The sequence below is a fragment of the Hyunsoonleella ulvae genome (assembly GCF_016827605.1).
Lineage (GTDB): Bacteria > Bacteroidota > Bacteroidia > Flavobacteriales > Flavobacteriaceae > Jejuia > Jejuia ulvae.
The window spans coordinates 149,775-170,860 of record NZ_JAEPJQ010000007.1; the positions used below are offsets into that span (position 1 = coordinate 149,775).

Here is a 21,086-nt window from a genome sequence, read left to right on the forward strand (position 1 = left end):
TTTTTCCTATTTTTGCTCAAATTATTAAAACTGAACTAACTCACAACGTTTGAAATTCACAGCACAACAAATAGCAGATATTCTGGAAGGGGATATTGTTGGTGATGCAAATATAAAAGTATCTAAGCTTGCAAAAATTGAGGAAGGTGTTGAAGGAGCTCTAACATTTCTGGCTAACCCAAAATACACATCTTTTATATACTCCACTAAGGCTTCTATAACTATAGTAAATAAGACTTTTGAGCCTGAAGAACCTTTAACAACTACCTTAATTAAGGTAGATGATGCATATAAGTCTTTTTCTAAGCTTTTGGAATATTACAATCAAGTAAAGCTTAATAAGTTTGGTGTAGAACAACCCTCGTTTGTTTCAGAATCGTCATCTAGCGGAGAAAATATATATATAGGTGCTTTCTCTTATATTGGTGAAAACGTTGTTCTTGGAGATAATGTGAAAATTTTCCCTAATTCTTATATAGGGGATAATGTGAAAATAGGAGATAATACCATAGTGTTTGCAGGTGCTAAAATATACTCTGAGTGTGTTATTGGTAAGCATTGCGTTATTAATTCTGGAGCAATTATTGGCGCTGATGGATTTGGTTTTGCGCCTAATGAAAAAGGCGAGTACCAAAAGGTGCCACAGACAGGTAATGTAATTTTAGAGGACTTTGTTGATGTAGGAGCGGCAACAACCATAGATAGAGCTACTTTAGGTTCGACCATTATACGAAAAGGTGTGAAACTTGATAATCAAATTCAAATTGCACATAATGTTGAAATAGGAAAAAATACTGTAATTGCGGCCCAGACGGGTATAGCGGGTTCTACCAAAATTGGAGAAAATTGTCAAATAGGAGGTCAGGTAGGTATAGTCGGGCATATTACTATTGGTAATAATGTTAAAATTCAAGCCCAGTCTGGTATTGGTAGAAATGTAAAAGATAATGAGGTACTGCAAGGGTCGCCTGCATTAGCTTATGGCGATTATAACAAATCTTATGTACACTTTAAGAACCTACCCCAAATTATTAAAAAAATTAACGATATAGAAAAAAACTATGGCAATAGTTAACACAGATACTAAACAAAAAACTATAAATAACGAGGTGTCACTTACTGGTGTTGGTTTACATACCGGTAAAAATGTAACCTTAACCTTTAAACCATCACTAGCTAATTCAGGTCTAGCTTTCAAGCGCGTAGATTTAGAAGGAGCACCTGTTATAGAAGCAGATGCTAACTATGTAACCAATACCCAAAGGGGGACTTGTTTGGAAAAGAATGGTGTAATGATTCAAACATCAGAACACGTTTTAGCAGCATTAGTCGGTTTAGATGTAGATAATGTAATTATTGAACTTAATGCATCAGAACCTCCAATTATGGATGGTTCATCAAAGTTTTTCATTGAAGCAATAGAAGAGGCAGGAATAGTAGAGTTGGATGCTACAAGAGAAGAATTTGTGGTGTCTGATGTCATATCATATACAGATGAAGAAAGTGGAAGCGAGATTTTGGTAATGCCAGCCAAGGAGTATCAAATTACTACCATGGTAGATTTTGGAACTAAAGTTTTAGGAACACAAAATGCTACATTAAATCAGATTTCAGATTTTAAAAATGAAATAGCAAATTCCCGTACATTTAGTTTTTTACATGAAATAGAAATGCTTCTAGAACATGGTTTAATAAAAGGTGGCGATTTAAATAATGCTATTGTTTATGTAGATAAACCATTGTCTCCTGAAACCATGGAGAAATTAAGGGTGGCTTTTAACAAAGAAAACATTGCGGTAAAGCCTAACGGTATTTTAGATAATTTAACGTTACATCATCCAAATGAAGCTGCAAGACATAAATTGTTAGATGTTCTTGGAGATTTAGCGCTAATAGGTACACGAATTCGAGGAAAAGTTATTGCTAATAAGCCAGGACACTTTGTAAACACCCAGTTTGCCAAAAAACTTTCAAAAATAATTAAGAATGAAAGGCGTAATAATGTGCCTAATATAGATTTGAATCAAGAACCTCTTATGGACGTGACTCAAATTATGAATATGTTGCCGCACCGTCAGCCTTTTTTATTGCTGGATAAAGTTTTTGAACTTACTGATAAACATGTGGTTGGGATGAAAAATGTGACGATGAACGAAGAGTTCTTTAAAGGGCATTTTCCAGGAGCGCCAGTAATGCCGGGAGTTTTAATAGTGGAAGCAATGGCACAAACAGGAGGTATTCTTGTATTGAGCACTGTGCCAGATCCTGAAAACTATCTAACATTCTTCATGAAAATGGACAATGTTAAATTTAAAAGAAAAGTGAGTCCTGGAGATACTTTAATTTTTAAGTGTACATTAATAACGCCTATTAGGAGAGGGATTTGCCATATGCAGGGGTATGCTTATGCCAACGGGAAGTTGTGTGCAGAAGCAGAATTAATGGCACAAATCTCTAAAGTAAAATAATTAAAACGTAAAAAATGAATCAACCTTTAGCATACGTGCATCCTGGTGCAAAAATTGCAAAAAATGTTGTAATAGAACCTTTTACTACTATTAATAGTAATGTAGTAATTGGTGAGGGTACTTGGATAGGTAGTAATGTTACCATAATGGAAGGTGCGCGTATTGGTAAAAATTGTAATATATTTCCAGGCTCGGTTATTTCAGCAGTTCCTCAAGATTTAAAATATAATGACGAGGATACCACTGTTGAGATAGGTAATAATGTAACGATTAGAGAATGTGTTACTATTAATAGAGGTACAGCTGATAGAATGAAAACCGTTATTGGTAATAATTGCCTTATCATGGCGTATTGCCACATTGCACACGATTGTATTGTAGGCGATAACTGTATTTTCTCAAACAATAGTACTCTTGCAGGACATATAAACATTGGAGATTATGTAGTACTGGCAGGTATGACGGCTGTGCATCAGTTTGTCTCTGTTGGTAACCATGCTTTTGTAACAGGAGGTTCTTTAGTAAGAAAGGATGTGCCACCCTATGTTAAAGCAGCCCGCGAACCCTTATCTTATGTAGGAATAAATTCGGTGGGATTAAGACGAAGGGGATTCACTACCGAAAAAATTAGGGAAATTCAAGATATCTACAGAATTCTATATCAAAAAACATATAATAATTCCCAAGCAGCAGATATTATTGAGGCAGAAATGGAAGCAACGCCAGAACGTGATGAAATTCTTCAGTTTATAAAGAATTCGCACCGAGGAATAATGAAAGGGTACTTTAAATCAAATTAAAAAATAGTTAAAAAGATATGGTAACTACAAGTGATATACGAAACGGATTATGTATTAGATATAATAATGATATTTATAAAATAGTAGAGTTTTTGCATGTTAAGCCAGGCAAAGGGCCAGCATTTGTAAGAACAAAACTAAAAAGTGTAACAAACGGAAAAGTGATCGACAATACCTTTTCCGCTGGTCATAAATTAGAAGATGTGCGTGTAGAAACCCATAAATTTCAGTTTCTATATAATGACGGAGAGTATTTTCATTTTATGAATACTGAGGATTATTCTCAAATTCAACTTACTGAAGCAGCATTAGATAACCCTGGATTAATGAAAGAAGGCGAAGTTGTAACCGTTTTAATTAACACTGAGGACGACATGCCTTTATCAGTAGATTTACCTGCTAGTGTGATTCTTGAGGTAACGCATACAGAGCCTGGGGTAAAAGGGAATACTGCTACCAATGCAACTAAACCTGCAACGGTAGAGACTGGAGCAGAGGTAAACGTTCCTTTGTTTATTAATGAGGGCGATAAGATTAAGGTTGAAACTGCAAAAGGCACTTATAAAGAACGCGTAAAAGAATAATTTAGTTGAAGTTTCCTAAACCAGAATCCTTAAAAAGCATAGCGCAACTAATTGATTGTGAATTTGTTGGCGACTCTAATCTTCCAGTTCTTGGAATGAACGAAATTCATGTAGTTGAGCCAGGAGATATTGTATTTGTAGATCATCCTAAGTATTATGATAAAGCACTAGAGTCTAAGGCAACCATAATACTAATCAATAAAAAGGTTGACTGTCCAGAAGGGAAAGCACTTTTAATCAGCGATGACCCTTTCAGGGATTTTAATAAATTATCTCAGCATTTTAAGCCGTTTCAAGTTTCCAATACTTCTATTTCCCAATCAGCTAGCATAGCAGAAGGTACTGTTGTGCAACCTAATACCTTTATCGGTAATAATGTAAAGATTGGTAAAAATTGTGTAATACATTCAAATGTGAGTATCTATGACGATGCTATAATAGGGGATAATGTCACAATTCATGCAGGCACAATATTAGGAGCCAATGCATTTTATTACAAAAATAGACCTGAGGGGTTTGATAGATTATTATCCTGTGGGAGGGTAGTGATAGAAGACAATGTAGATATTGGAGCCTCTTGTACAATTGACAGGGGGGTAACTGGGGATACAACTATTAAAGCAGGAACTAAAATTGACAACTTAGTGCAAATAGGGCACGATACCATTATCGGGAAAAAATGCCTCATAGCTTCTCAAGTTGGTATTGCAGGTTGTGTTGTCGTTGAAGATGAAGTTACCATTTGGGGTCAAGTAGGCATAACAAGTGGAATTACTATTGGTAAAAAAGCAGTTATTTCTGCAAAAGCGGGTGTGAGTAAATCTTTGGAAGGAGGAAAAGGATATTTCGGAATTCCAGCGGATGATTTTCGAACAAAATACAAAGAAATAGCATCAATTAGAAAAATCCCTGAAATCTTAGAAACTTTAAAAAAACAAAGTGATAAGTAGTTTATTTTTCCCTTAAAATAAATTACTTTTGCTTGACTTAAAAAATAAACGAAAAATCATCACAAATGAGCGTTCTAGTAAATAAGGATTCAAAAATTATAGTGCAAGGTTTTACTGGTAGTGAAGGTACATTTCACGCTAGTCAAATGATTGAATATGGTACAAATGTAGTTGGAGGTGTTACTCCGGGAAAAGGAGGGCAAACACATTTAGATAAACCTGTGTTTAATACAGTGCAAGAAGCTGTAGAACAAGTAGGGGCAGATACTACTATTATTTTTGTACCACCTGCATTTGCTGGTGACGCTATCATGGAAGCAGCAGATGCCGGAATTAAAGTGATTATTGCTATTACAGAGGGCATCCCTGTTGCAGATATGATTACAGCATCAAATTATATTAAAGATAAAGGATCAAGATTAATTGGCCCTAATTGTCCGGGTGTAATTACACCAGGGGAAGCAAAAGTTGGTATCATGCCAGGTTTTGTGTTTAAGCAAGGAAAAGTGGGTATTGTATCCAAATCAGGAACATTAACCTATGAAGCAGCAGACCAAGTTGTAAAACAAGGTTTAGGGATCACAACAGCAATAGGTATTGGTGGAGACCCAATCATAGGTACTACAACAAAAGAAGCTGTTGAATTATTGATTAACGATTCTGAAACTGAAGCTGTAGTAATGATAGGAGAGATAGGAGGGCAGTTAGAAGCTGATGCAGCAAACTGGTACAAACAAAGTGGAAGCAAAAAGCCAATAGTAGGTTTTATAGCAGGAGAAACTGCGCCTGCAGGTCGTACCATGGGACATGCTGGAGCAATTGTAGGAGGTAGTGACGACACAGCTCAAGCAAAAAAGAAAATTATGAGTGAGTGTGGTATTCATGTAGTAGACTCTCCTGCAGAAATTGGAAAAAAAGTAGCCGAAGTACTCGGATAGAACACATAAATTTATTTTGAAGATCCGTTAATTTTAAAATTAACGGATTTTTTTTGCTCTTTATTGAAAAAAGGGTAACAAAACATGGCTCTAGTGTATATAATGGTGTAATGATAAAAACCTAAAATCATGAAAACTGTTAAAGTGTTTTTTGCAGCCCTAGCTATTATAATGTCAATCAGTAGTTGTTCTAAGGATGACGATTCCATCCAGTATATAGAGGCAGATCCACAATTCCCGATGAAAACATTACTTGAAAGTGGCGCTGTGGAACTTACAGGAACTAAGGTTAACTGGGTAAACACCTATGAATTAGGTTATGAGTTTAAAACTTTCAAAAATGGAAAAATTACTGCTTTAGGAGTTCGTATACCAGATAACGGGGAATTTCGCGTTACACTTTGGAACTCTGACACCGAAGAAATTTTGGTTACCCAAAATGTAATATCAACTTCAGGATTAATTTCTTTTGAAGATATAGCTCCAGTACAAATTTCTTCAGGAACTCGTTATTTTATTTCAGTGAATACTAATAGTTACTATATTTTTAGCAATGATGGTAACATTATCTTTCCAGCTGAAACAGACGATATTATCATTTTATCTTACGGTGGTATCTTTGGAACCGCACAGGCTCTACCAACCATTACTTCACAAACGGATTATGTAGGTGTTGTAGACGTAAAATTTATTCCCGATAATTAATACCAGTGTTTTGAACCTTACGATTTTGTGAGGTTTTTTATTTTCAAACAATCTGTATTTCTTATATTTGATTGAAATTGAAAATTATTTAAATAGACTAATAAAACATGAAGTTATTAGAAGGTAAAACAGCTATAATTACTGGTGCAAGCCGAGGTATAGGAAGAGGAATAGCAAAAGTTTTTGCAGAACAAGGAGCTAATATAGCATTTACATACAGTTCTTCTGTTGATGCTGCCAACGCATTGGAGAAAGAATTAAAAGATGCAGGTGTAAATGCCAAGGGATACCAAAGTAATGCGGCAAGTTTTGAAGATGCACAGCAACTAGCTGAAGATGTAGTAAAAGAATTTGGAAGTATAGATGTGCTTATAAACAATGCTGGAATTACAAAGGATAACTTACTAATGCGCATTAGTGAGGAAGATTTTGATAAAGTTATTGAGGTAAATCTTAAATCTGTATTTAACATGACTAAGGCAGTACAGCGTACCATGCTAAAACAGCGAAAAGGCTCAATAATTAATATGAGTTCAGTAGTAGGTGTAAAAGGTAATGCGGGCCAAACAAATTATGCAGCATCTAAGGCAGGAATTATAGGTTTTTCTAAGTCGGTAGCTTTAGAATTAGGATCCAGAAACATTAGGAGTAATGTTATAGCTCCAGGTTTTATAGAAACCGAGATGACAGCTAAGTTAGATGAAGAAGTTGTAAAAGGCTGGAGAGCAGGAATTCCTTTAAAACGAGGAGGTACGCCAGAGGACGTAGCCAATGCTTGTGTGTTTTTGGCAAGTGATATGAGTGCTTATGTTACGGGACAAACCTTAAATGTTGATGGGGGAATGCTTACATAGTTTTAAGGTTTAATGCAGGCAAAAATATTGTTGTACATAATATTATCTGGAATTATAGCGCTACTAGTAGCGCTTTTTCAGTATAAATATAAATCAAAACATAAAGGCAGGTTATCCTTACTATTTACTTTTTTACGTTTTCTAACGGTTTTTACTTTATTGTTGTTATTAATAAATCCAAAGTTTACACAAGTTAAAGTTTATCTAGAAAAGCCCAACCTAGTATTAGCTGTAGATAACTCTAATTCTATAGCGCATTTGCATCAAGAAGATAGCGCTTTAAGGGTTTTGGAGCTATTAAAAAATAACCCTAGCCTGAATGATAACTTTAAATTGGATGTGTTTTCTTTTGATGAAACGCTTCAGAACTCAGGGGAATTCAATTTTAAATCAGAGGGGAGTGATATAGATAAAGCATTGCGTGGAATTTCAGAAGTCTATAAAAATGAAATTGCTCCTGTGGTTTTGATCTCAGATGGTAATCAAACCTTTGGAAACGATTATTCTGTTTCAAATACATATAAACAACCTGTGTATCCAATAATTTTAGGAGATACCGTTACTTATGCAGACTTAAGTATAAAACAACTTAATGTTAACAGATATGCGTTTTTAAAAAATAGATTCCCCGTAGAAGCTATTTTAGTTTATCAAGGTAATTCTAGTGTTTCTTCTAAGTTTAGAGTCGTAAAAAATGGTAGTACAGTATTTGCTAAAACTATAAACTTTTCAAAGCAAAACAGTTCAGAGATTATACAATTTACACTTCCAGCCAATAGCGTTGGTATTAATAGTTATGTAGCAACCTTAGAGCCATTACTAACAGAGAAAAATACAATAAATAACTCAAAAAATTTTGCTGTTGAGGTTATTGACCAAAAGACTAAAATTGCTTTAGTAACCGATATATTACATCCAGATATAGGGGCATTCAAGAAGAGTATTGAAACAAACGAACAGCGTTCGGTTTCAATTTTAAATCCTTACGAATTTTTGGATAAAGTTAATGAATTTCAATTGGTTATATTGTATCAGCCAAACAATAAGTTTAAGAGGCTGTATGAGGTTTTGGATAAAGCATCCCTAAATACATTTACAGTAATTGGCACAAAAACAGCATTAGGTTTTTTAAACAACACAGTTGGGTTTTTAACTCAGGAAAGCACAGGGCAAATAGAAGATTTTCAGCCAAAATTAAATTTGAATTTCTCGCCTTTTTTAGTGGAAGATATCAATTTTGAAAGTTTTCCGCCATTAAAAGGGCCTTTTGGTGTGTCTAAATTCTCGATACCTTTTGAAACTTTACTGGAGAAAACAGTTTTAGGTATTGAAAAAAACGAACCGCTATTAGCTGCCTTGGAGCACAATGGCAAACGGGAAGCTGTGTTATTTGGAGAAAATATTTGGAGATGGCGTGCACAAAGTTTTGTGAACGAAACGTCTTTTTCCAGTTTTGATAATTTTATTGGAAAATTAGTGCAGTATCTCGCTTCAAATAGAAAAAAGTCGAGGCTAACAATAGATTATAAGTCATTTTATACAGGTAGTTCCAATATTGTTATTACATCGCAAGCATTTGATAAGAATTACGAATTTGATGCACGACAGTCACTGGAGTTAATTCTAGAAAATACGGCTACAAAAGAAAAACAAGTGTTTCCATTTGTACTTAGGAATAATAGTTACCAGATAGACCTAACTGGTATTGCGGCGTCTAAATATAATTTTGTGGTACGTTCAAAAAGTGAAAATATATCAAAATCTGGTAGTTTTGAAGTGTTAGAATATAATATAGAACAGCAATTTTTAAATGCAGATGTAACGAAGTTGCAACAATTAGCTACTAATACCAATGGCAAAGCCTATTTTATGAATTCAGTAGATGCGTTAGTTTCAGAATTATTGTCTAATGAAAGCTATAAACCTATCCAAAAAAGCGATAAAAATACCGTACCTTTGATAGACTGGAAATATTTATTAGGTTTTATAGTATTTACACTATCTGCCGAGTGGTTTCTAAGAAAATATAATGGACTAATTTAAAAGAATAAAATACCATGGAAAGATTGCCAAAAATAGCATTGCCTATTATCATCACAGTTGTCATACTTTTTGTTTTACTGGCAAAATCTGCCGTAACCATAGGCTCTGGTGAGGCAGGGGTGTTGTATAAAACATTTGGAGGTGGTGTGGTAACAGATGAAGCTCCTATGGGAGAAGGGTTTCATATCGTAGCACCTTGGAACAAAGTTTATATTTATGAGGTGCGTCAGCAAGAACTATTTGAAAAAATGAGAGTACTATCATCAAATGGATTGGAGATTCAAATTGATGGTTCGGCTTGGTACCAACCCGTATATGAAGATTTAGGGAAGTTGCACCAAACATTAGGCGAAAATTATTTACAAAGGGTAATACAACCGGCCATCCGAAGTGCTGCGAGAAGTGTTGTTGGCCGTTATACACCTGAACAATTATATTCTACCAAAAGAGATGCGATTCAGGATGAAATTTTTGTTGAAACAAAGAAAATTTTAGAAAAACAATATGTGCAATTAAATGAGGTTTTGGTACGTGATGTTACTTTGCCGCCAACTATTAAGGAAGCAATTGAGCGTAAACTAAAACAAGAGCAGGAATCTCTGGAGTATGAATTTAGATTGGTAACAGCGGAAAAAGAAGCGGAAAAGCAGCGTATTGAGGCTCAGGGTAAGGCAGATGCTAACAAAATTTTGAGTGCTTCGTTAACGGACAAGATTTTACAGGACAAAGGTATTGAGGCTACAATGAAATTATCAGAATCTCCGAACAGTAAAGTTATTGTTATTGGCTCTGGTGACAGTGGGTTGCCTATTATCTTAGGGAATCAGTAAAGCGTAATTCACTTAGCTTAGTTTACAATTTAAAGAAAAACTAATTTATTTTAAATTTTGAACTAATAATTTGGAATTATAGTTATAAATTACAGATATTTGCATCAAATAAATAACATGACTATTACTCAAACACATCATCATTTTTACATTTGCTCTCAAGCGAAGTAAAAATGTATTGAGTAATATCAACATATATTTTAAACCCGTTTGAGACAATCAAGCGGGTTTTTTAGTGAAACTCAATTTGAAGAAGTCCAAAGGACGCACTTAAAATTGTATGTTGAACTAATCCCGCTAAAGAGCGGGATATGAGTTTTTAATCTGGAAACAGATAAATTAATTAAGATTAAAAAATGAGTAAATTAAGAATTGCAGTACAGAAATCGGGTCGCTTAAACGAAGATTCGATGCGTTTGTTAAAAGATATAGGTATTTCTATTGATAACGGGAAAGACCAATTAAAAGCTTCAGCAAAGGGGTTTCCAGTAGAAGTTTTCTACCTGAGAAATGGAGATATTCCGCAATATTTAAAAGATGGCGTGGTAGATGCTGCGATTATTGGAGAAAACGTTTTAATAGAAAAAGGAGAGGGCATTGGTATAGTTGAAAAACTAGGATTCTCGTCTTGTCGTGTTTGTATCGCTGTACCAAAGGCAGATAATTACAACAGTATAAAGGACTTAGAGGGTAAGCGTATTGCAACATCTTACCCTCATACAGTACAACAATTTTTAGATAAAAATGGTGTAAACGCAAATCTACACATCATTAATGGTTCAGTTGAAATTGCACCAAATATTGGTTTAGCAGATGCTATTTGCGATATTGTTTCTAGCGGAAGCACCTTATTTAAAAATAATTTGAAAGAAGTAGATACAATTTTAAAATCTGAAGCAGTTTTAGCGGTGTCTCCTAAATTGGATACTGAAAGACAAGCCATTTTAGAGAAAATTAAATTTAGAATTCAGTCCGTTTTAAAAGGAAGAGATTCTAAGTATGTCTTATTAAATGCACCTAATGATAAACTAGAAGATATCATCAAAGTATTACCAGGAATGAAAAGCCCAACTGTATTGCCTTTAGCCGAAGAAGGCTGGAGTTCTGTACATTCTGTAATTAGTAAAAATCAGTTTTGGGATGTCATAGACGACTTAAAGGCCAAAGGAGCGCAAGGTATTTTGGTATGCCCAATTGAAAAAATGGTACTTTAATTTTTTGTCATTCTGAACTCGTTTCAGAATCTCATTAATAATTTGAAGATTTATTTAATGAAAATCATAAAAAATCCAAATAAAAGCGAATGGTCTGAAATTTTAAAAAGACCAACCCAAACCGTTGGAGATATTGAGGGTACTGTTACTACAGTTTTTGATGATGTTTCTAAAAATGGGGATAGTGCTATTAAGCAATATACGCAAAAGTTTGATGGTGTTTCTTTAGAATCTAGCGTGGTGACTTCTGAAGAAATTGAAGAGGCCATTCAATTAGTCCCTGTAAAACTGCAAGATGCTATAAAACAGGCAAAGCACAATATTGAAACGTTTCATAAGGCTCAAAAAACATCAAAAGTAGAGGTAGAAACTACTAATGGCGTGAAATGCTGGCAAGAAAAAAGACCGATACAAAAAGTTGGTTTGTACATCCCAGGAGGTACAGCGCCCTTATTTTCAACAGTGTTGATGTTGGCTGTTCCTGCTCAAATAGCGGGTTGTAAAGAGATAGTTTTATGTTCTCCACCGAATAAAGAAAGTAAACTAGCACCAGAAATTTTGTTTACAGCTAAATTATGTGGTGTTACTAAAATTATAAAAGTAGGTGGTATACAAGCCATTGCAGGATTAACTTTTGGGACAGAAACCATTCCGAAAGTTTATAAAATTTTCGGACCCGGAAATCAGTATGTGACGGTAGCAAAACAAATAGCGACAAAATATGGTGTTGCTATTGATATGCCTGCAGGACCAAGTGAATTATTGGTAGTAGCTGATGAAACTGCAAATGCTGCTTATGTGGCATCAGATTTATTAAGTCAAGCCGAACATGGTACAGATAGTCAGGTAATTTTGGTGTCAACATCCAAAGGTTTTATAGATGAAGTTTCTAAAGAAATAGAGAAGCAGCTTGAAGTATTACCGAGAAAAGCCATTGCAGAAAAAGCCATAGCAAACTCAAAATTAATTTATGTTGAAAATGATGCGACTGCTCTAGAAATGATTGATGAATATGGGCCAGAGCATTACATTATCTGTTGTAAAAACGAAGACCTTTATATTGATAACATAAATAATGCAGGATCAGTTTTTATAGGAGATTATACGCCCGAAAGTGCGGGAGATTATGCCTCTGGAACCAATCACACATTACCCACGAATGGGTTTTCTAAAGCCTATTCTGGAGTGAATTTAGATAGCTTTATGAAAAGTATGACATTTCAAAAAATATCTAAAGAAGGTATTTTAAATATTGGCGAAACTATCGAGTTAATGGCAGAAGCAGAAGGCTTACAGGCGCACAAAAATGCTGTGAGCATTCGATTAAAGGATTTGAAACAATGAGTATTCAAGATTTAATAAGACCAACTGTAAAAGCGTTAAAACCATATTCATCAGCAAGAGATGAATATCAAGGTAATAGTGATGCTATGGTGTTTTTGGATGCCAATGAAAACCCGTTTGAAAATGGTGTAAATCGTTATCCAGATCCGCAACAGCGTACTGTAAAATCATTGCTTTCAGAAATAAAGTCTATTCCTCAAAAAAATATACTTTTAGGTAATGGTAGTGATGAAGTGCTAGATTTAATTTATCGTGCGTTTTGCGAGCCAAATCAAGATAACATTATTACGTTACCACCCACCTATGGTATGTATAGTGTTTTAGCCAACATCAATGCTATTGCTATAAAAAGTGTGCAGCTGGATGAAAATTTTCAACCTAAAGTTGATGCTATCTTAGAGGAAGCAGATTCAAACTCTAAATTATTGTTTTTGTGTTCGCCAAATAATCCAACAGCGAATAGTTTTAAAGCTAAATCTATAGAACGATTAGTAAGAGAATTTAAAGGCATTGTAGTTATTGACGAAGCGTATATCGATTTTTCAAACGAAGAAAGTTGGGCAAGCAGATTGAATGAGTTTCCAAACTTAATCGTCACTCAAACATTATCTAAAGCTTTCGGAATGGCAGGTATTCGCTTGGGTATTTGTTATGCTTCGGAAGAAATTATTTCGGTTTTAAATCGAATAAAACCTCCTTACAATGTTAACGAACTCACGCAACAAAAAGCGATTGCGCAATTAAAGCAAAATGAGTTAACACAACAGCAAGTAGCATCAATATTAAGCGAGCGTGATATTTTAGTTGAAGAATTAGATGCTATTAGTTTTGTTTCAAAAATATATCCCTCAGATGCTAATTTTGTGCTAGCTAAGGTAGATGATGCTACAAAGCGTTATAATGAGTTAATAACAAAAGGCATTGTAATCAGGAATAGGACAACCCAACCCGGATGCGAAAATTGCTTGCGTTTTACGGTGGGAACTAAGGAAGAGAATAAAGTTTTAATAAAAGCATTAAAAGCGTTAGAATGATTTGTCATTCCGCACTGTCCCACTGAGCGCAGTCGAAGTGTGATGCGGAATCCATATAAATTTGAATATAATAAAATAGATTCCTGCCTTCGCAGGAATGACAAGAAAATGAAAAAAGTATTATTTATAGACAGAGACGGTACATTGGTGTTAGAACCACCTGTAGATTATCAACTTGATAGTCTAGAGAAATTGGAGTTCTATCCAAAAGTATTTCAATACATGGCGAAAATAGCTAGTGAATTGGATTATGAGTTAGTGATGGTAACCAACCAAGACGGTCTAGGAACGGATAGTTTTCCCGAAGACACCTTTTGGCCAGCGCAGAATAAAATCATTGATGCGTTTAAAAAGGAAGGTGTCGTATTTTCAGAAGTTCATATTGATAAAACCTTTCCGCATGAGAATGCTGAAACCCGAAAACCAAGAACAGGGTTGTTAACTCAGTATTTTTCAAAAGACTATGATTTGGAGAATTCGTTCGTGTTAGGCGATAGAATTACAGATATGGAGTTGGCTAAAAACCTTGGTGCAAAAGGTATTTATTTATCTGAAGATCCAGAATTAGGTGCTGACGAAATTGAAAGTACAAAACAAGATATTTTAGATTGTATAGCCTTAACAAGTACTGATTGGGCTGAGATATACGAGTTTTTAAAGCTGAAAGATAGAGTTGAAGAGATAACTCGTAACACCAATGAAACACAGATATATATAAAATTGAATTTAGATGGTTCTGGCAAAAATGATATTGATACTGGTTTGTCGTTTTTCGATCATATGTTAGATCAAATTGGGCGTCACGGAGCTATGGATTTAACCATTAAAGTAGATGGCGATCTAGAAGTTGACGAGCACCATACCATTGAAGATACCATGATTGCTTTAGGCGAATTGTTTCATAAAGCCTTAGGCAATAAATTAGGTATAGAACGTTACGGTTTTTGTTTACCAATGGATGATTGTTTAGCACAAGTAGCTGTAGATTTTGGCGGAAGAAACTGGCTGGAGTGGGATGCAGAATTTAAACGCGAAAAAATTGGTGATATGCCAACAGAAATGTTTTATCATTTATTTAAATCGTTTACAGATGGTGCAAAATGTAATTTAAATATAAAAGCAGAAGGTACAAACGAACACCATAAAATTGAAGGGATTTTTAAAGCCTTTGCAAAAGCTATGAAAATGGCGGTAAAAAGAGACCCAAATAAGATGTTTTTACCGAGTACAAAAGGAATGCTTTAAAAATTCCAAAAACAAAACTCCAAACTCCAACCAGTTCAAGTGAGTTTTGGAATTTAGTGATTGAAAATTGGATTTTGTAATTATTAGTTTTCAAAATCCTAAATGTCAAAATTAAGAAATAGAAATAGTTTGAAACTAATAATTATTGATTACGGCGCAGGAAATATAAAAAGCATTCAGTTTGCTTTTAAACGTTTGGGGTATGATGCTGTTTTATCAAACGATCCAGAAGAAATTAAAGCGGCAGATAAAGTGATATTTCCTGGTGTAGGAGAAGCAAGCTCTGCAATGAAAATGCTTAAGGAGAGTGGTTTGGACAAACTGATTCCAAGTTTAAAACAGCCTGTATTAGGTATTTGTTTAGGTATGCAATTGATGTGTTTGCATACTGAAGAGGGTAATACAGAAGGTTTGGGTATTTTTGAAACCAAAGTAAAACGCTTTTCAGATGATGTAAAAGTGCCGCAAATGGGATGGAATGTTATAAAAGATTTAAAATCCGATTTATTTAAAGGTATTAAAGAAAATGAATATATGTACTTGGTACATAGTTATTATGCTGAACATTGTAATGAAACCATAGCAAAAACGGATTATGGTATCAATTATGCGTCTGCATTACAACATGAAAATTTTTATGGCACTCAGTTTCATCCAGAAAAAAGCGGAAATGAAGGTGCTAAAATATTAAAGAACTTTATAAATATATAGCATTTAGCAGTTGGCTCTTAGCTTTTTGCTAATGGCCAATAGCTAATTGCCAATAGCTAGAAAATGAGAATAATTCCAGCAATAGACATCATAGATGGTAAATGTGTAAGATTGTCCAAAGGCGATTACAGCACAAAGAAAATATACAATGAGAATCCACTAGAAATTGCAAAGCAATACGAAGATCATGGTATTGAGTATCTGCATTTAGTGGATTTAGATGGTGCAAAAGCAAGTCATATTGTAAACCATAAGGTTTTAGAAACCATTGCAGCGAAAACAAATTTAAAGATTGATTTTGGTGGTGGCCTAAAAACTGATGAAGATTTACGTATTGCTTTTGAATCTGGAGCAGGACAAATAACAGGCGGCAGTATTGCCGTTAAAAAACCAGAGGTTTTTAAAAGTTGGTTAGCTAAATTTGGAGCTGACAAAATCATTTTGGGAGCTGATGCCAACAATGAAAAAATTGCTATAAGTGGGTGGTTAGAAGAATCTGATGAGGAATTGATACCGTTTGTAAAAAACTATATGCAGGAAGGTGTGTCGTACGTAATTTGTACAGATATAGCTAAGGATGGCATGCTAGAAGGTCCGTCGTTTGATTTATATGAAAAGATGCTAGGGGAGTTAGAAGGTGTTAAATTGATTGCTTCGGGCGGTATTTCAAAATTTGATGAACTTCCAAAATTAGCAGCATTAGGTTGCGAAGGTACTATCATAGGAAAAGCGATTTATGAAAATAAAATAAGTTTAAAACAGTTAGAAAATTATATAGTTGCTAGTTAATAGTTATTGGTTAATAGCTTAAAAAAAACCATAACAACCAATAACCAATAACCAGTAACAGTAACCAAATAAATGTTAACAAAAAGAATAATACCCTGCTTAGACATCAAAAACGGACGCACCGTAAAAGGTGTAAATTTTGTGGATTTGCGTGATGCAGGAGACCCTGTAGCATTAGCGAAACAATATGCTGAACAAGGTGCCGATGAATTAGTGTTCTTAGATATTGCAGCCACTTTAGAAAATAGAGGCACTACTTTAGATATGGTATTGCGTGTTGCTGAACAAGTCAATATACCATTTACCGTAGGTGGCGGTATTTCTAGCGTTGCTCATGTAGATGCCTTATTGAAAAATGGCGCAGACAAAGTATCTATTAACTCTTCGGCTGTGAAACGTCCAGAATTAGTAAACGAATTAGCCGATAAGTTTGGCAGCCAATGTGTGGTTGTAGCTATTGATGCAAAAGAAGTTGATGGACAATGGAAAGTACATTTAGCAGGAGGCACCATTCCAACAGAGATTGATTTGTTTGAATGGGCAAAAGAGGTAGAAGAACGTGGTGCAGGAGAGATACTGTTTACCTCGATGAATCACGATGGTACTAAAAATGGTTTTGCCAATAAAGCTTTAGCGAAATTATCTGGAGAATTAAATATTCCAATAATTGCATCAGGTGGTGCAGGAAATGTGCAGCATTTTGTAGACACCTTTAAAGAAGGACAATCTGATGCGGCATTGGCGGCTAGTGTGTTTCATTTTGGAGAAATTCCTATTCCTGAGTTAAAAAAAGCATTAAAAGAACAAGATATTGAAGTGCGTATTTGAAGCCCCCTAACCCCCAAAGGGGGAACTCTTACTCAAACTCAAGACAATTATGAAGAGTAAAAGATTTATATGCGGATCAACAAAAAAAGTAATAATATAAAATCGATTCCTGCCTTCGCAGGAATGACAAGAAAATGGAAATAAAATACGATCAAAACGGTTTAGTACCAGCTATCATTCAAGATGCCACCACGAAAAATGTATTAATGTTGGGGTACATGAATGCCGAAGCCTATCAAAAGACATTGGAAACTAAGAAAGTCACTTTTTTCAGTAGAAGCAAGCAGCGTCTATGGACCAAAGGCGAAGAAAGTGGCAACTTTTTAGAATTGGTTGATATTAAGAACGATTGCGATAAAGACACACTTTTAGTTCGCGCAAATCCTGTAGGCCCCACATGCCATACAGGTACCGATACATGTTGGCACGAGGAAAACACGCCCAACTACGGCTTCTTTTCTACATTGGAAGATGTCATTGCAGAACGCGTGGCTAATAAAGACACTGCAAAATCTTATGTGGCAAGTTTGTTTTCAAAAGGCATTAATAAGGTTGCCCAAAAAGTAGGCGAGGAGGCTGTAGAAACTGTAATTGAGGCAATGGATAATAATGACGAGCTGTTCTTATATGAATCCGCTGATTTATTATTTCATTACTTAATGCTACTACAAGCCAAAGGCTTTACATTAAAGGATATTGAAAAAGAATTAAAAAGTAGGTATAAGTAACATTAAAAAAACTTTTACTACTTTTAGCGTAAAATAGTACGTAATAACCCCAAAAAAACCTACTATATTATGTTTAAACCTACTACTACTACCAAATGGTATTTATATTTGTATATAATTACCTTATTGTTTTCGTGCTATAACGATTCGGACGACCCAAAAAATGTTACACCTTCATCTTTAAGTGATACTGACTCCAACAACCCAAACCCATTTAATGGTGTTATGGGGCCTATAGATGTGTTGCCTTATTCAGAAATATCTACAAAAGCATATATAATAGAGTTAGAGCGGTGGGATATTCCAAATAATAGAACGGAAGCTGTAAAAACTACAGACAATTTACAAGCAGCAATAGATTGGGCCATTGCAGAAGGTTATGGTATTATTCGCTTACCAAAAGGACATTACTTAATAGGTAAATACGGAAACGATATTTATCAAGCTGGTATTACATTAGATGATAACGTAGCATTTTTACTAGATGAAAATGCTGTTATAGAAATGGCGCCAAACAATAAATGGAATTATTGCGCTATAGCAGTAAGAAATAAAGTTAACGTTGTCATTTCTGGAGGAACAATATTAGGCGATAGAAACCATGTTTACACTCCAAGAGCTGATGGCGCTTCAACCCATGATGAAGGGCATTTAATTTGTATTGAAGGCGAAAGTCAGTTTGTTACTGTAGAAAATGTAATACTAGGAAAAGCTAATGGCGATGGAATTTTAATGGTTGGAAATAAGAAGGGCGAAGCTCAAAATTTAAAGCATATTACTATAAGGAGGAATAACTTTTCAGATAATAGAAGACAAGGTGTTTCTCTTGTTGGAAGTGCAGATGTATTAATAGAACTTAATGAAATTCATCATACCAACGGCACATCGCCTCAGTTTGGTGTAGATATAGAAGGAGCAGGTAGAACAAATAAAGATATTGCTATTATAAACAATTATTTTCACAATAATAGAGGTGGCGATATTGTGAATACGGATGGTAAAAATGTACTAGTAGAACATAATATTTTGTTACAAGGCGATGACAGCGAATATATAGATGGTCCAGTGGTGTACTGGAAAAATGCAGATTGGACGATAAGGCATAATAGCATAACTATGCGCACCGTTTCTGTGAATAACTGGAATGGAATTTTGATGTATTCCAACGACAACCCAAAAACCAATCCAGCAACAACTTACATATATGATAATACATTAAATAATTGCGGCATGTATATGTATAAAGGAGCAGACTTGGAGATTTATAATAACTATATGAACCATGGGCATTTGGCGTTTAAGGAAATGCTCAATTTAACCTTAACCAATAACCATGTAGATCATGATAACAAATGTTGGGCCTACCGCTTTTTAGAAGTTAGCGGTAATGCCTCTGGCAATACTTACAATGGAGAAGCATTCAATATCCCTTTAGTTACAGATGCAACATGGGATGGCTGTTGGATAAGGTAACCCTTTATAAGTCGCTAAGATAGCCAACCATTAGCTTCAGATTTTCTTGCAAACCAGGTAAAGATAAAAGCAAATACAATTATCATTATGGTCATACCTATACTTGAAGCATAACCATTTATTAAAATATATCCCATTCGTACAATTACTGCTAATAGAGATAATAACCACAATTTAACCGACCACGATTTTCTTAGTAGCAATCCAATGGCCGCTAAAGCACCAGCAAAAACTGCAATTGCAAAAGCAGCGGTAACCCATGCTGGCATATTTGCATCAATTTCAAGTTGTTCGGGTGTGTACATAGCACGGTAACTTTCTGTATTATAGGCTTGTTCTAAATAAGCTTTTACACCCATGCCATTCCAGATAAGTGCAATAACACTAATAATCCAAAACCAAATTGGTGGTTTGTTTGATGTAGAATTCGACATAATTTTAAAGTATTTAGTTAGTAAATTGATATACAATTTATAAATTTTTTGTCACAGTGGATTATATAGACTAATTTTCGCTCTTCGTTTCAAGGTATATGAAAAAGTATTTTTACGTCATAAAAATCCAATATTTGGGCTATCGTTTTCATGGTTGGCAAAAACAACCAAGTTTGAAAACCTTGCACTTAATGGTGGATAGAACATTCAATTATATTTTAGAAGGAAAGTATTTTAAAACACTTACTTCTGGTAGAACTGATGCCATGGTTTCTGCTGAAAGTGCTGCGTTTGAGTTGTTTTTAAAAGAACCTATTGAAGATGACATAGCTTTTTTAGAGTTATTCAATTATAATCTACCACAAGATATTAAAGCCTTAAGCATAAAGGAGGTTGATGCAGAATTTAATATTATTCAACACTCTAAAATTAAAGAATACCTGTATTTGTTTACCTATGGCGAAAAATGCCATCCATTTTGCGCACCAATCATGACCACGATTTTAGACGATTTGGATATTGATATTATGAAACAAGGCGCCAAATTATTCGAGGGCGAAAACTACTTATGGTCTTATTGCTATAAACCAACCGAAAATGGCGTTTACACACGTCATATTCTACAATGCGAATTGGTAGAAAACCATATATATACCGCCAATTACTTTCCTGAAAAAACATATTTACTAAGAGTAAAGGGCAAAGGGTTTATGCGTAACCAAATACGATTAATGATGGGGACTTTAATCGATTTAGGCAAAGGAAAATTAACACTAAAAGATATTGAAGATAGTCTTGTTCCCGATAGTAAGATTAAAATGAATTACATCGCACCGGCTTCGGGATTGATTTTGAATGCTGTGGAGTTTGAGTAACGCAGCCCCTCTTAATCTCCCCAAAGGGGAGAAACTATTACTTAATAAGTAATGATGCCTATTTTTTAAAAGTAAGAGTGGAGTTCCCCTCCTTGGAGGGGCTAGGGGTGGGTTGCGTATTCTATGATTGCTCCAAATAATTTTTGTTAAAATTTAGGCTACAAACCTCAAAGTGTCTACATACGGTGTTTGCCTTTGTATCACAGCAAAGATGCGAGCGATCAATTTGTTTCTAATAA

At 34.8% G+C, this 21,086-nt stretch carries 21 protein-coding genes; 20 read left to right on the top strand and 1 reads right to left on the bottom strand.

All coding sequences use genetic code 11. The features are described from left to right. The first annotated feature begins 49 nt into the window (after positions 1-49). The 19 genes from lpxD to JS605_RS15995 all read left to right on the top strand — a co-directional run bounded on the left by lpxD (position 50) and on the right by JS605_RS15995 (position 19,538). A complete protein-coding gene (gene lpxD / locus JS605_RS15905; RefSeq protein ID WP_203258714.1) occupies positions 50-1,075 on the top strand; it encodes a UDP-3-O-(3-hydroxymyristoyl)glucosamine N-acyltransferase in 1,026 nt (341 codons plus the stop codon). Continuing rightward, positions 1,062-2,468 carry a bifunctional UDP-3-O-[3-hydroxymyristoyl] N-acetylglucosamine deacetylase/3-hydroxyacyl-ACP dehydratase gene (locus JS605_RS15910; protein ID WP_203258715.1) on the top strand — a complete coding sequence of 469 codons (1,407 nt, stop codon included), beginning with the start codon at positions 1,062-1,064 and terminating at the stop codon, positions 2,466-2,468. The genes lpxD and JS605_RS15910 overlap by 14 nt, the downstream gene beginning before the upstream one ends. A 14-nt stretch (positions 2,469-2,482) precedes the next feature. After that, positions 2,483-3,268: an acyl-ACP--UDP-N-acetylglucosamine O-acyltransferase gene (lpxA, locus tag JS605_RS15915; RefSeq protein WP_203258716.1), complete on the top strand. Its 786-nt coding sequence runs from the start codon at positions 2,483-2,485 to the stop codon at positions 3,266-3,268. A 17-nt stretch (positions 3,269-3,285) separates the two neighbouring features. Then, the gene (efp, locus tag JS605_RS15920; RefSeq protein ID WP_203258717.1) at positions 3,286-3,852 is read left to right on the top strand and encodes an elongation factor P; all 567 of its coding nucleotides are present in this window, start codon (positions 3,286-3,288) and stop codon (positions 3,850-3,852) included. 5 nt (positions 3,853-3,857) lie between these two features. Beyond that, a complete protein-coding gene (locus JS605_RS15925) occupies positions 3,858-4,802 on the top strand; it encodes a UDP-3-O-(3-hydroxymyristoyl)glucosamine N-acyltransferase (RefSeq protein WP_203258718.1) in 945 nt (314 codons plus the stop codon). Positions 4,803-4,867: 65 nt separating this feature from the next. Then, on the top strand, positions 4,868-5,740 hold the full coding sequence (gene sucD, locus JS605_RS15930) for a succinate--CoA ligase subunit alpha (RefSeq protein ID WP_203258719.1): 873 nt from the start codon (positions 4,868-4,870) through the stop codon (positions 5,738-5,740). A 129-nt stretch (positions 5,741-5,869) separates the two neighbouring features. After that, a complete protein-coding gene (locus tag JS605_RS15935; protein WP_203258720.1) occupies positions 5,870-6,445 on the top strand; it encodes a DUF4082 domain-containing protein in 576 nt (191 codons plus the stop codon). Positions 6,446-6,552: 107 nt separating this feature from the next. Further along, entirely contained in the window at positions 6,553-7,299 is a 747-nt protein-coding gene (gene fabG, locus JS605_RS15940; RefSeq protein ID WP_203258721.1) for a 3-oxoacyl-[acyl-carrier-protein] reductase, read from the top strand. Positions 7,300-7,329: 30 nt separating this feature from the next. Next, entirely contained in the window at positions 7,330-9,342 is a 2,013-nt protein-coding gene (locus tag JS605_RS15945) for a VWA domain-containing protein (protein ID WP_239000377.1), read from the top strand. Positions 9,343-9,356: 14 nt separating this feature from the next. Further along, positions 9,357-10,172, top strand: a complete 816-nt coding sequence (locus JS605_RS15950) for a prohibitin family protein (RefSeq protein ID WP_203258723.1) — start codon at positions 9,357-9,359, stop codon at positions 10,170-10,172. Between the two features lie 356 nt (positions 10,173-10,528). Beyond that, complete coding sequence (gene hisG, locus JS605_RS15955; RefSeq protein ID WP_203258724.1) at positions 10,529-11,386, top strand: ATP phosphoribosyltransferase; 858 nt, start codon at positions 10,529-10,531, stop codon at positions 11,384-11,386. Between the two features lie 57 nt (positions 11,387-11,443). Further along, a complete protein-coding gene (hisD, locus tag JS605_RS15960; RefSeq protein ID WP_203258725.1) occupies positions 11,444-12,730 on the top strand; it encodes a histidinol dehydrogenase in 1,287 nt (428 codons plus the stop codon). Beyond that, entirely contained in the window at positions 12,727-13,764 is a 1,038-nt protein-coding gene (gene hisC / locus JS605_RS15965; RefSeq protein WP_203258726.1) for a histidinol-phosphate transaminase, read from the top strand. The genes hisD and hisC overlap by 4 nt, the downstream gene beginning before the upstream one ends. 108 nt (positions 13,765-13,872) lie before the next feature. Next, entirely contained in the window at positions 13,873-15,009 is a 1,137-nt protein-coding gene (gene hisB, locus JS605_RS15970; RefSeq protein ID WP_203258727.1) for a bifunctional histidinol-phosphatase/imidazoleglycerol-phosphate dehydratase HisB, read from the top strand. 129 nt (positions 15,010-15,138) lie between these two features. Beyond that, a complete protein-coding gene (gene hisH / locus JS605_RS15975; protein WP_203258738.1) occupies positions 15,139-15,720 on the top strand; it encodes an imidazole glycerol phosphate synthase subunit HisH in 582 nt (193 codons plus the stop codon). A gap of 63 nt (positions 15,721-15,783) precedes the next feature. Continuing rightward, positions 15,784-16,509 (top strand): 1-(5-phosphoribosyl)-5-[(5-phosphoribosylamino)methylideneamino]imidazole-4-carboxamide isomerase, encoded by a 726-nt coding sequence (gene hisA, locus JS605_RS15980; protein WP_203258728.1) that lies wholly within the window; start codon positions 15,784-15,786, stop codon positions 16,507-16,509. 72 nt (positions 16,510-16,581) lie between these two features. Further along, the gene (gene hisF / locus JS605_RS15985) at positions 16,582-17,337 is read left to right on the top strand and encodes an imidazole glycerol phosphate synthase subunit HisF (RefSeq protein WP_203258729.1); all 756 of its coding nucleotides are present in this window, start codon (positions 16,582-16,584) and stop codon (positions 17,335-17,337) included. 134 nt (positions 17,338-17,471) lie between these two features. After that, positions 17,472-18,065, top strand: coding sequence for a bifunctional phosphoribosyl-AMP cyclohydrolase/phosphoribosyl-ATP diphosphatase HisIE (gene hisIE, locus JS605_RS15990; protein ID WP_203258730.1), 594 nt, complete (start codon positions 17,472-17,474; stop codon positions 18,063-18,065). Positions 18,066-18,134: 69 nt separating this feature from the next. After that, positions 18,135-19,538, top strand: a complete 1,404-nt coding sequence (locus tag JS605_RS15995) for a right-handed parallel beta-helix repeat-containing protein (RefSeq protein WP_203258731.1) — start codon at positions 18,135-18,137, stop codon at positions 19,536-19,538. Positions 19,539-19,552: 14 nt separating this feature from the next. On the opposite strand, the gene JS605_RS16000 is transcribed toward JS605_RS15995, so the two are convergent. Then, positions 19,553-19,972 carry a hypothetical protein gene (locus JS605_RS16000; RefSeq protein ID WP_203258732.1) on the bottom strand — a complete coding sequence of 140 codons (420 nt, stop codon included), beginning with the start codon at positions 19,970-19,972 and terminating at the stop codon, positions 19,553-19,555. 98 nt (positions 19,973-20,070) lie between these two features. On the opposite strand from JS605_RS16000, the gene JS605_RS16005 reads away from it, so the two are divergent. Then, on the top strand, positions 20,071-20,847 hold the full coding sequence (locus JS605_RS16005) for a tRNA pseudouridine synthase A (RefSeq protein WP_203258733.1): 777 nt from the start codon (positions 20,071-20,073) through the stop codon (positions 20,845-20,847). Positions 20,848-21,086 lie beyond the last annotated feature (239 nt).

Bases quoted from the DNA above. Each gene is read 5' to 3' on its own strand.
- JS605_RS15910 (WP_203258715.1), top strand. From the start codon at position 1,062: ATGGCAATAGTTAACACAGATACTAAACAAAAAACTATAAATAACGAG.
- lpxA (WP_203258716.1), top strand. From the start codon at position 2,483: ATGAATCAACCTTTAGCATACGTGCATCCTGGTGCAAAAATTGCAAAA.
- efp (WP_203258717.1), top strand. From the start codon at position 3,286: ATGGTAACTACAAGTGATATACGAAACGGATTATGTATTAGATATAAT.
- sucD (WP_203258719.1), top strand. From the start codon at position 4,868: ATGAGCGTTCTAGTAAATAAGGATTCAAAAATTATAGTGCAAGGTTTT.
- JS605_RS15935 (WP_203258720.1), top strand. From the start codon at position 5,870: ATGAAAACTGTTAAAGTGTTTTTTGCAGCCCTAGCTATTATAATGTCA.
- fabG (WP_203258721.1), top strand. From the start codon at position 6,553: ATGAAGTTATTAGAAGGTAAAACAGCTATAATTACTGGTGCAAGCCGA.
- JS605_RS15950 (WP_203258723.1), top strand. From the start codon at position 9,357: ATGGAAAGATTGCCAAAAATAGCATTGCCTATTATCATCACAGTTGTC.
- hisG (WP_203258724.1), top strand. From the start codon at position 10,529: ATGAGTAAATTAAGAATTGCAGTACAGAAATCGGGTCGCTTAAACGAA.
- hisD (WP_203258725.1), top strand. From the start codon at position 11,444: ATGAAAATCATAAAAAATCCAAATAAAAGCGAATGGTCTGAAATTTTA.
- hisC (WP_203258726.1), top strand. From the start codon at position 12,727: ATGAGTATTCAAGATTTAATAAGACCAACTGTAAAAGCGTTAAAACCA.
- hisB (WP_203258727.1), top strand. From the start codon at position 13,873: ATGAAAAAAGTATTATTTATAGACAGAGACGGTACATTGGTGTTAGAA.
- hisA (WP_203258728.1), top strand. From the start codon at position 15,784: ATGAGAATAATTCCAGCAATAGACATCATAGATGGTAAATGTGTAAGA.
- hisF (WP_203258729.1), top strand. From the start codon at position 16,582: ATGTTAACAAAAAGAATAATACCCTGCTTAGACATCAAAAACGGACGC.
- hisIE (WP_203258730.1), top strand. From the start codon at position 17,472: ATGGAAATAAAATACGATCAAAACGGTTTAGTACCAGCTATCATTCAA.
- JS605_RS15995 (WP_203258731.1), top strand. From the start codon at position 18,135: ATGTTTAAACCTACTACTACTACCAAATGGTATTTATATTTGTATATA.
- JS605_RS16000 (WP_203258732.1), bottom strand. From the start codon at position 19,972: ATGTCGAATTCTACATCAAACAAACCACCAATTTGGTTTTGGATTATT.
- JS605_RS16005 (WP_203258733.1), top strand. From the start codon at position 20,071: ATGAAAAAGTATTTTTACGTCATAAAAATCCAATATTTGGGCTATCGT.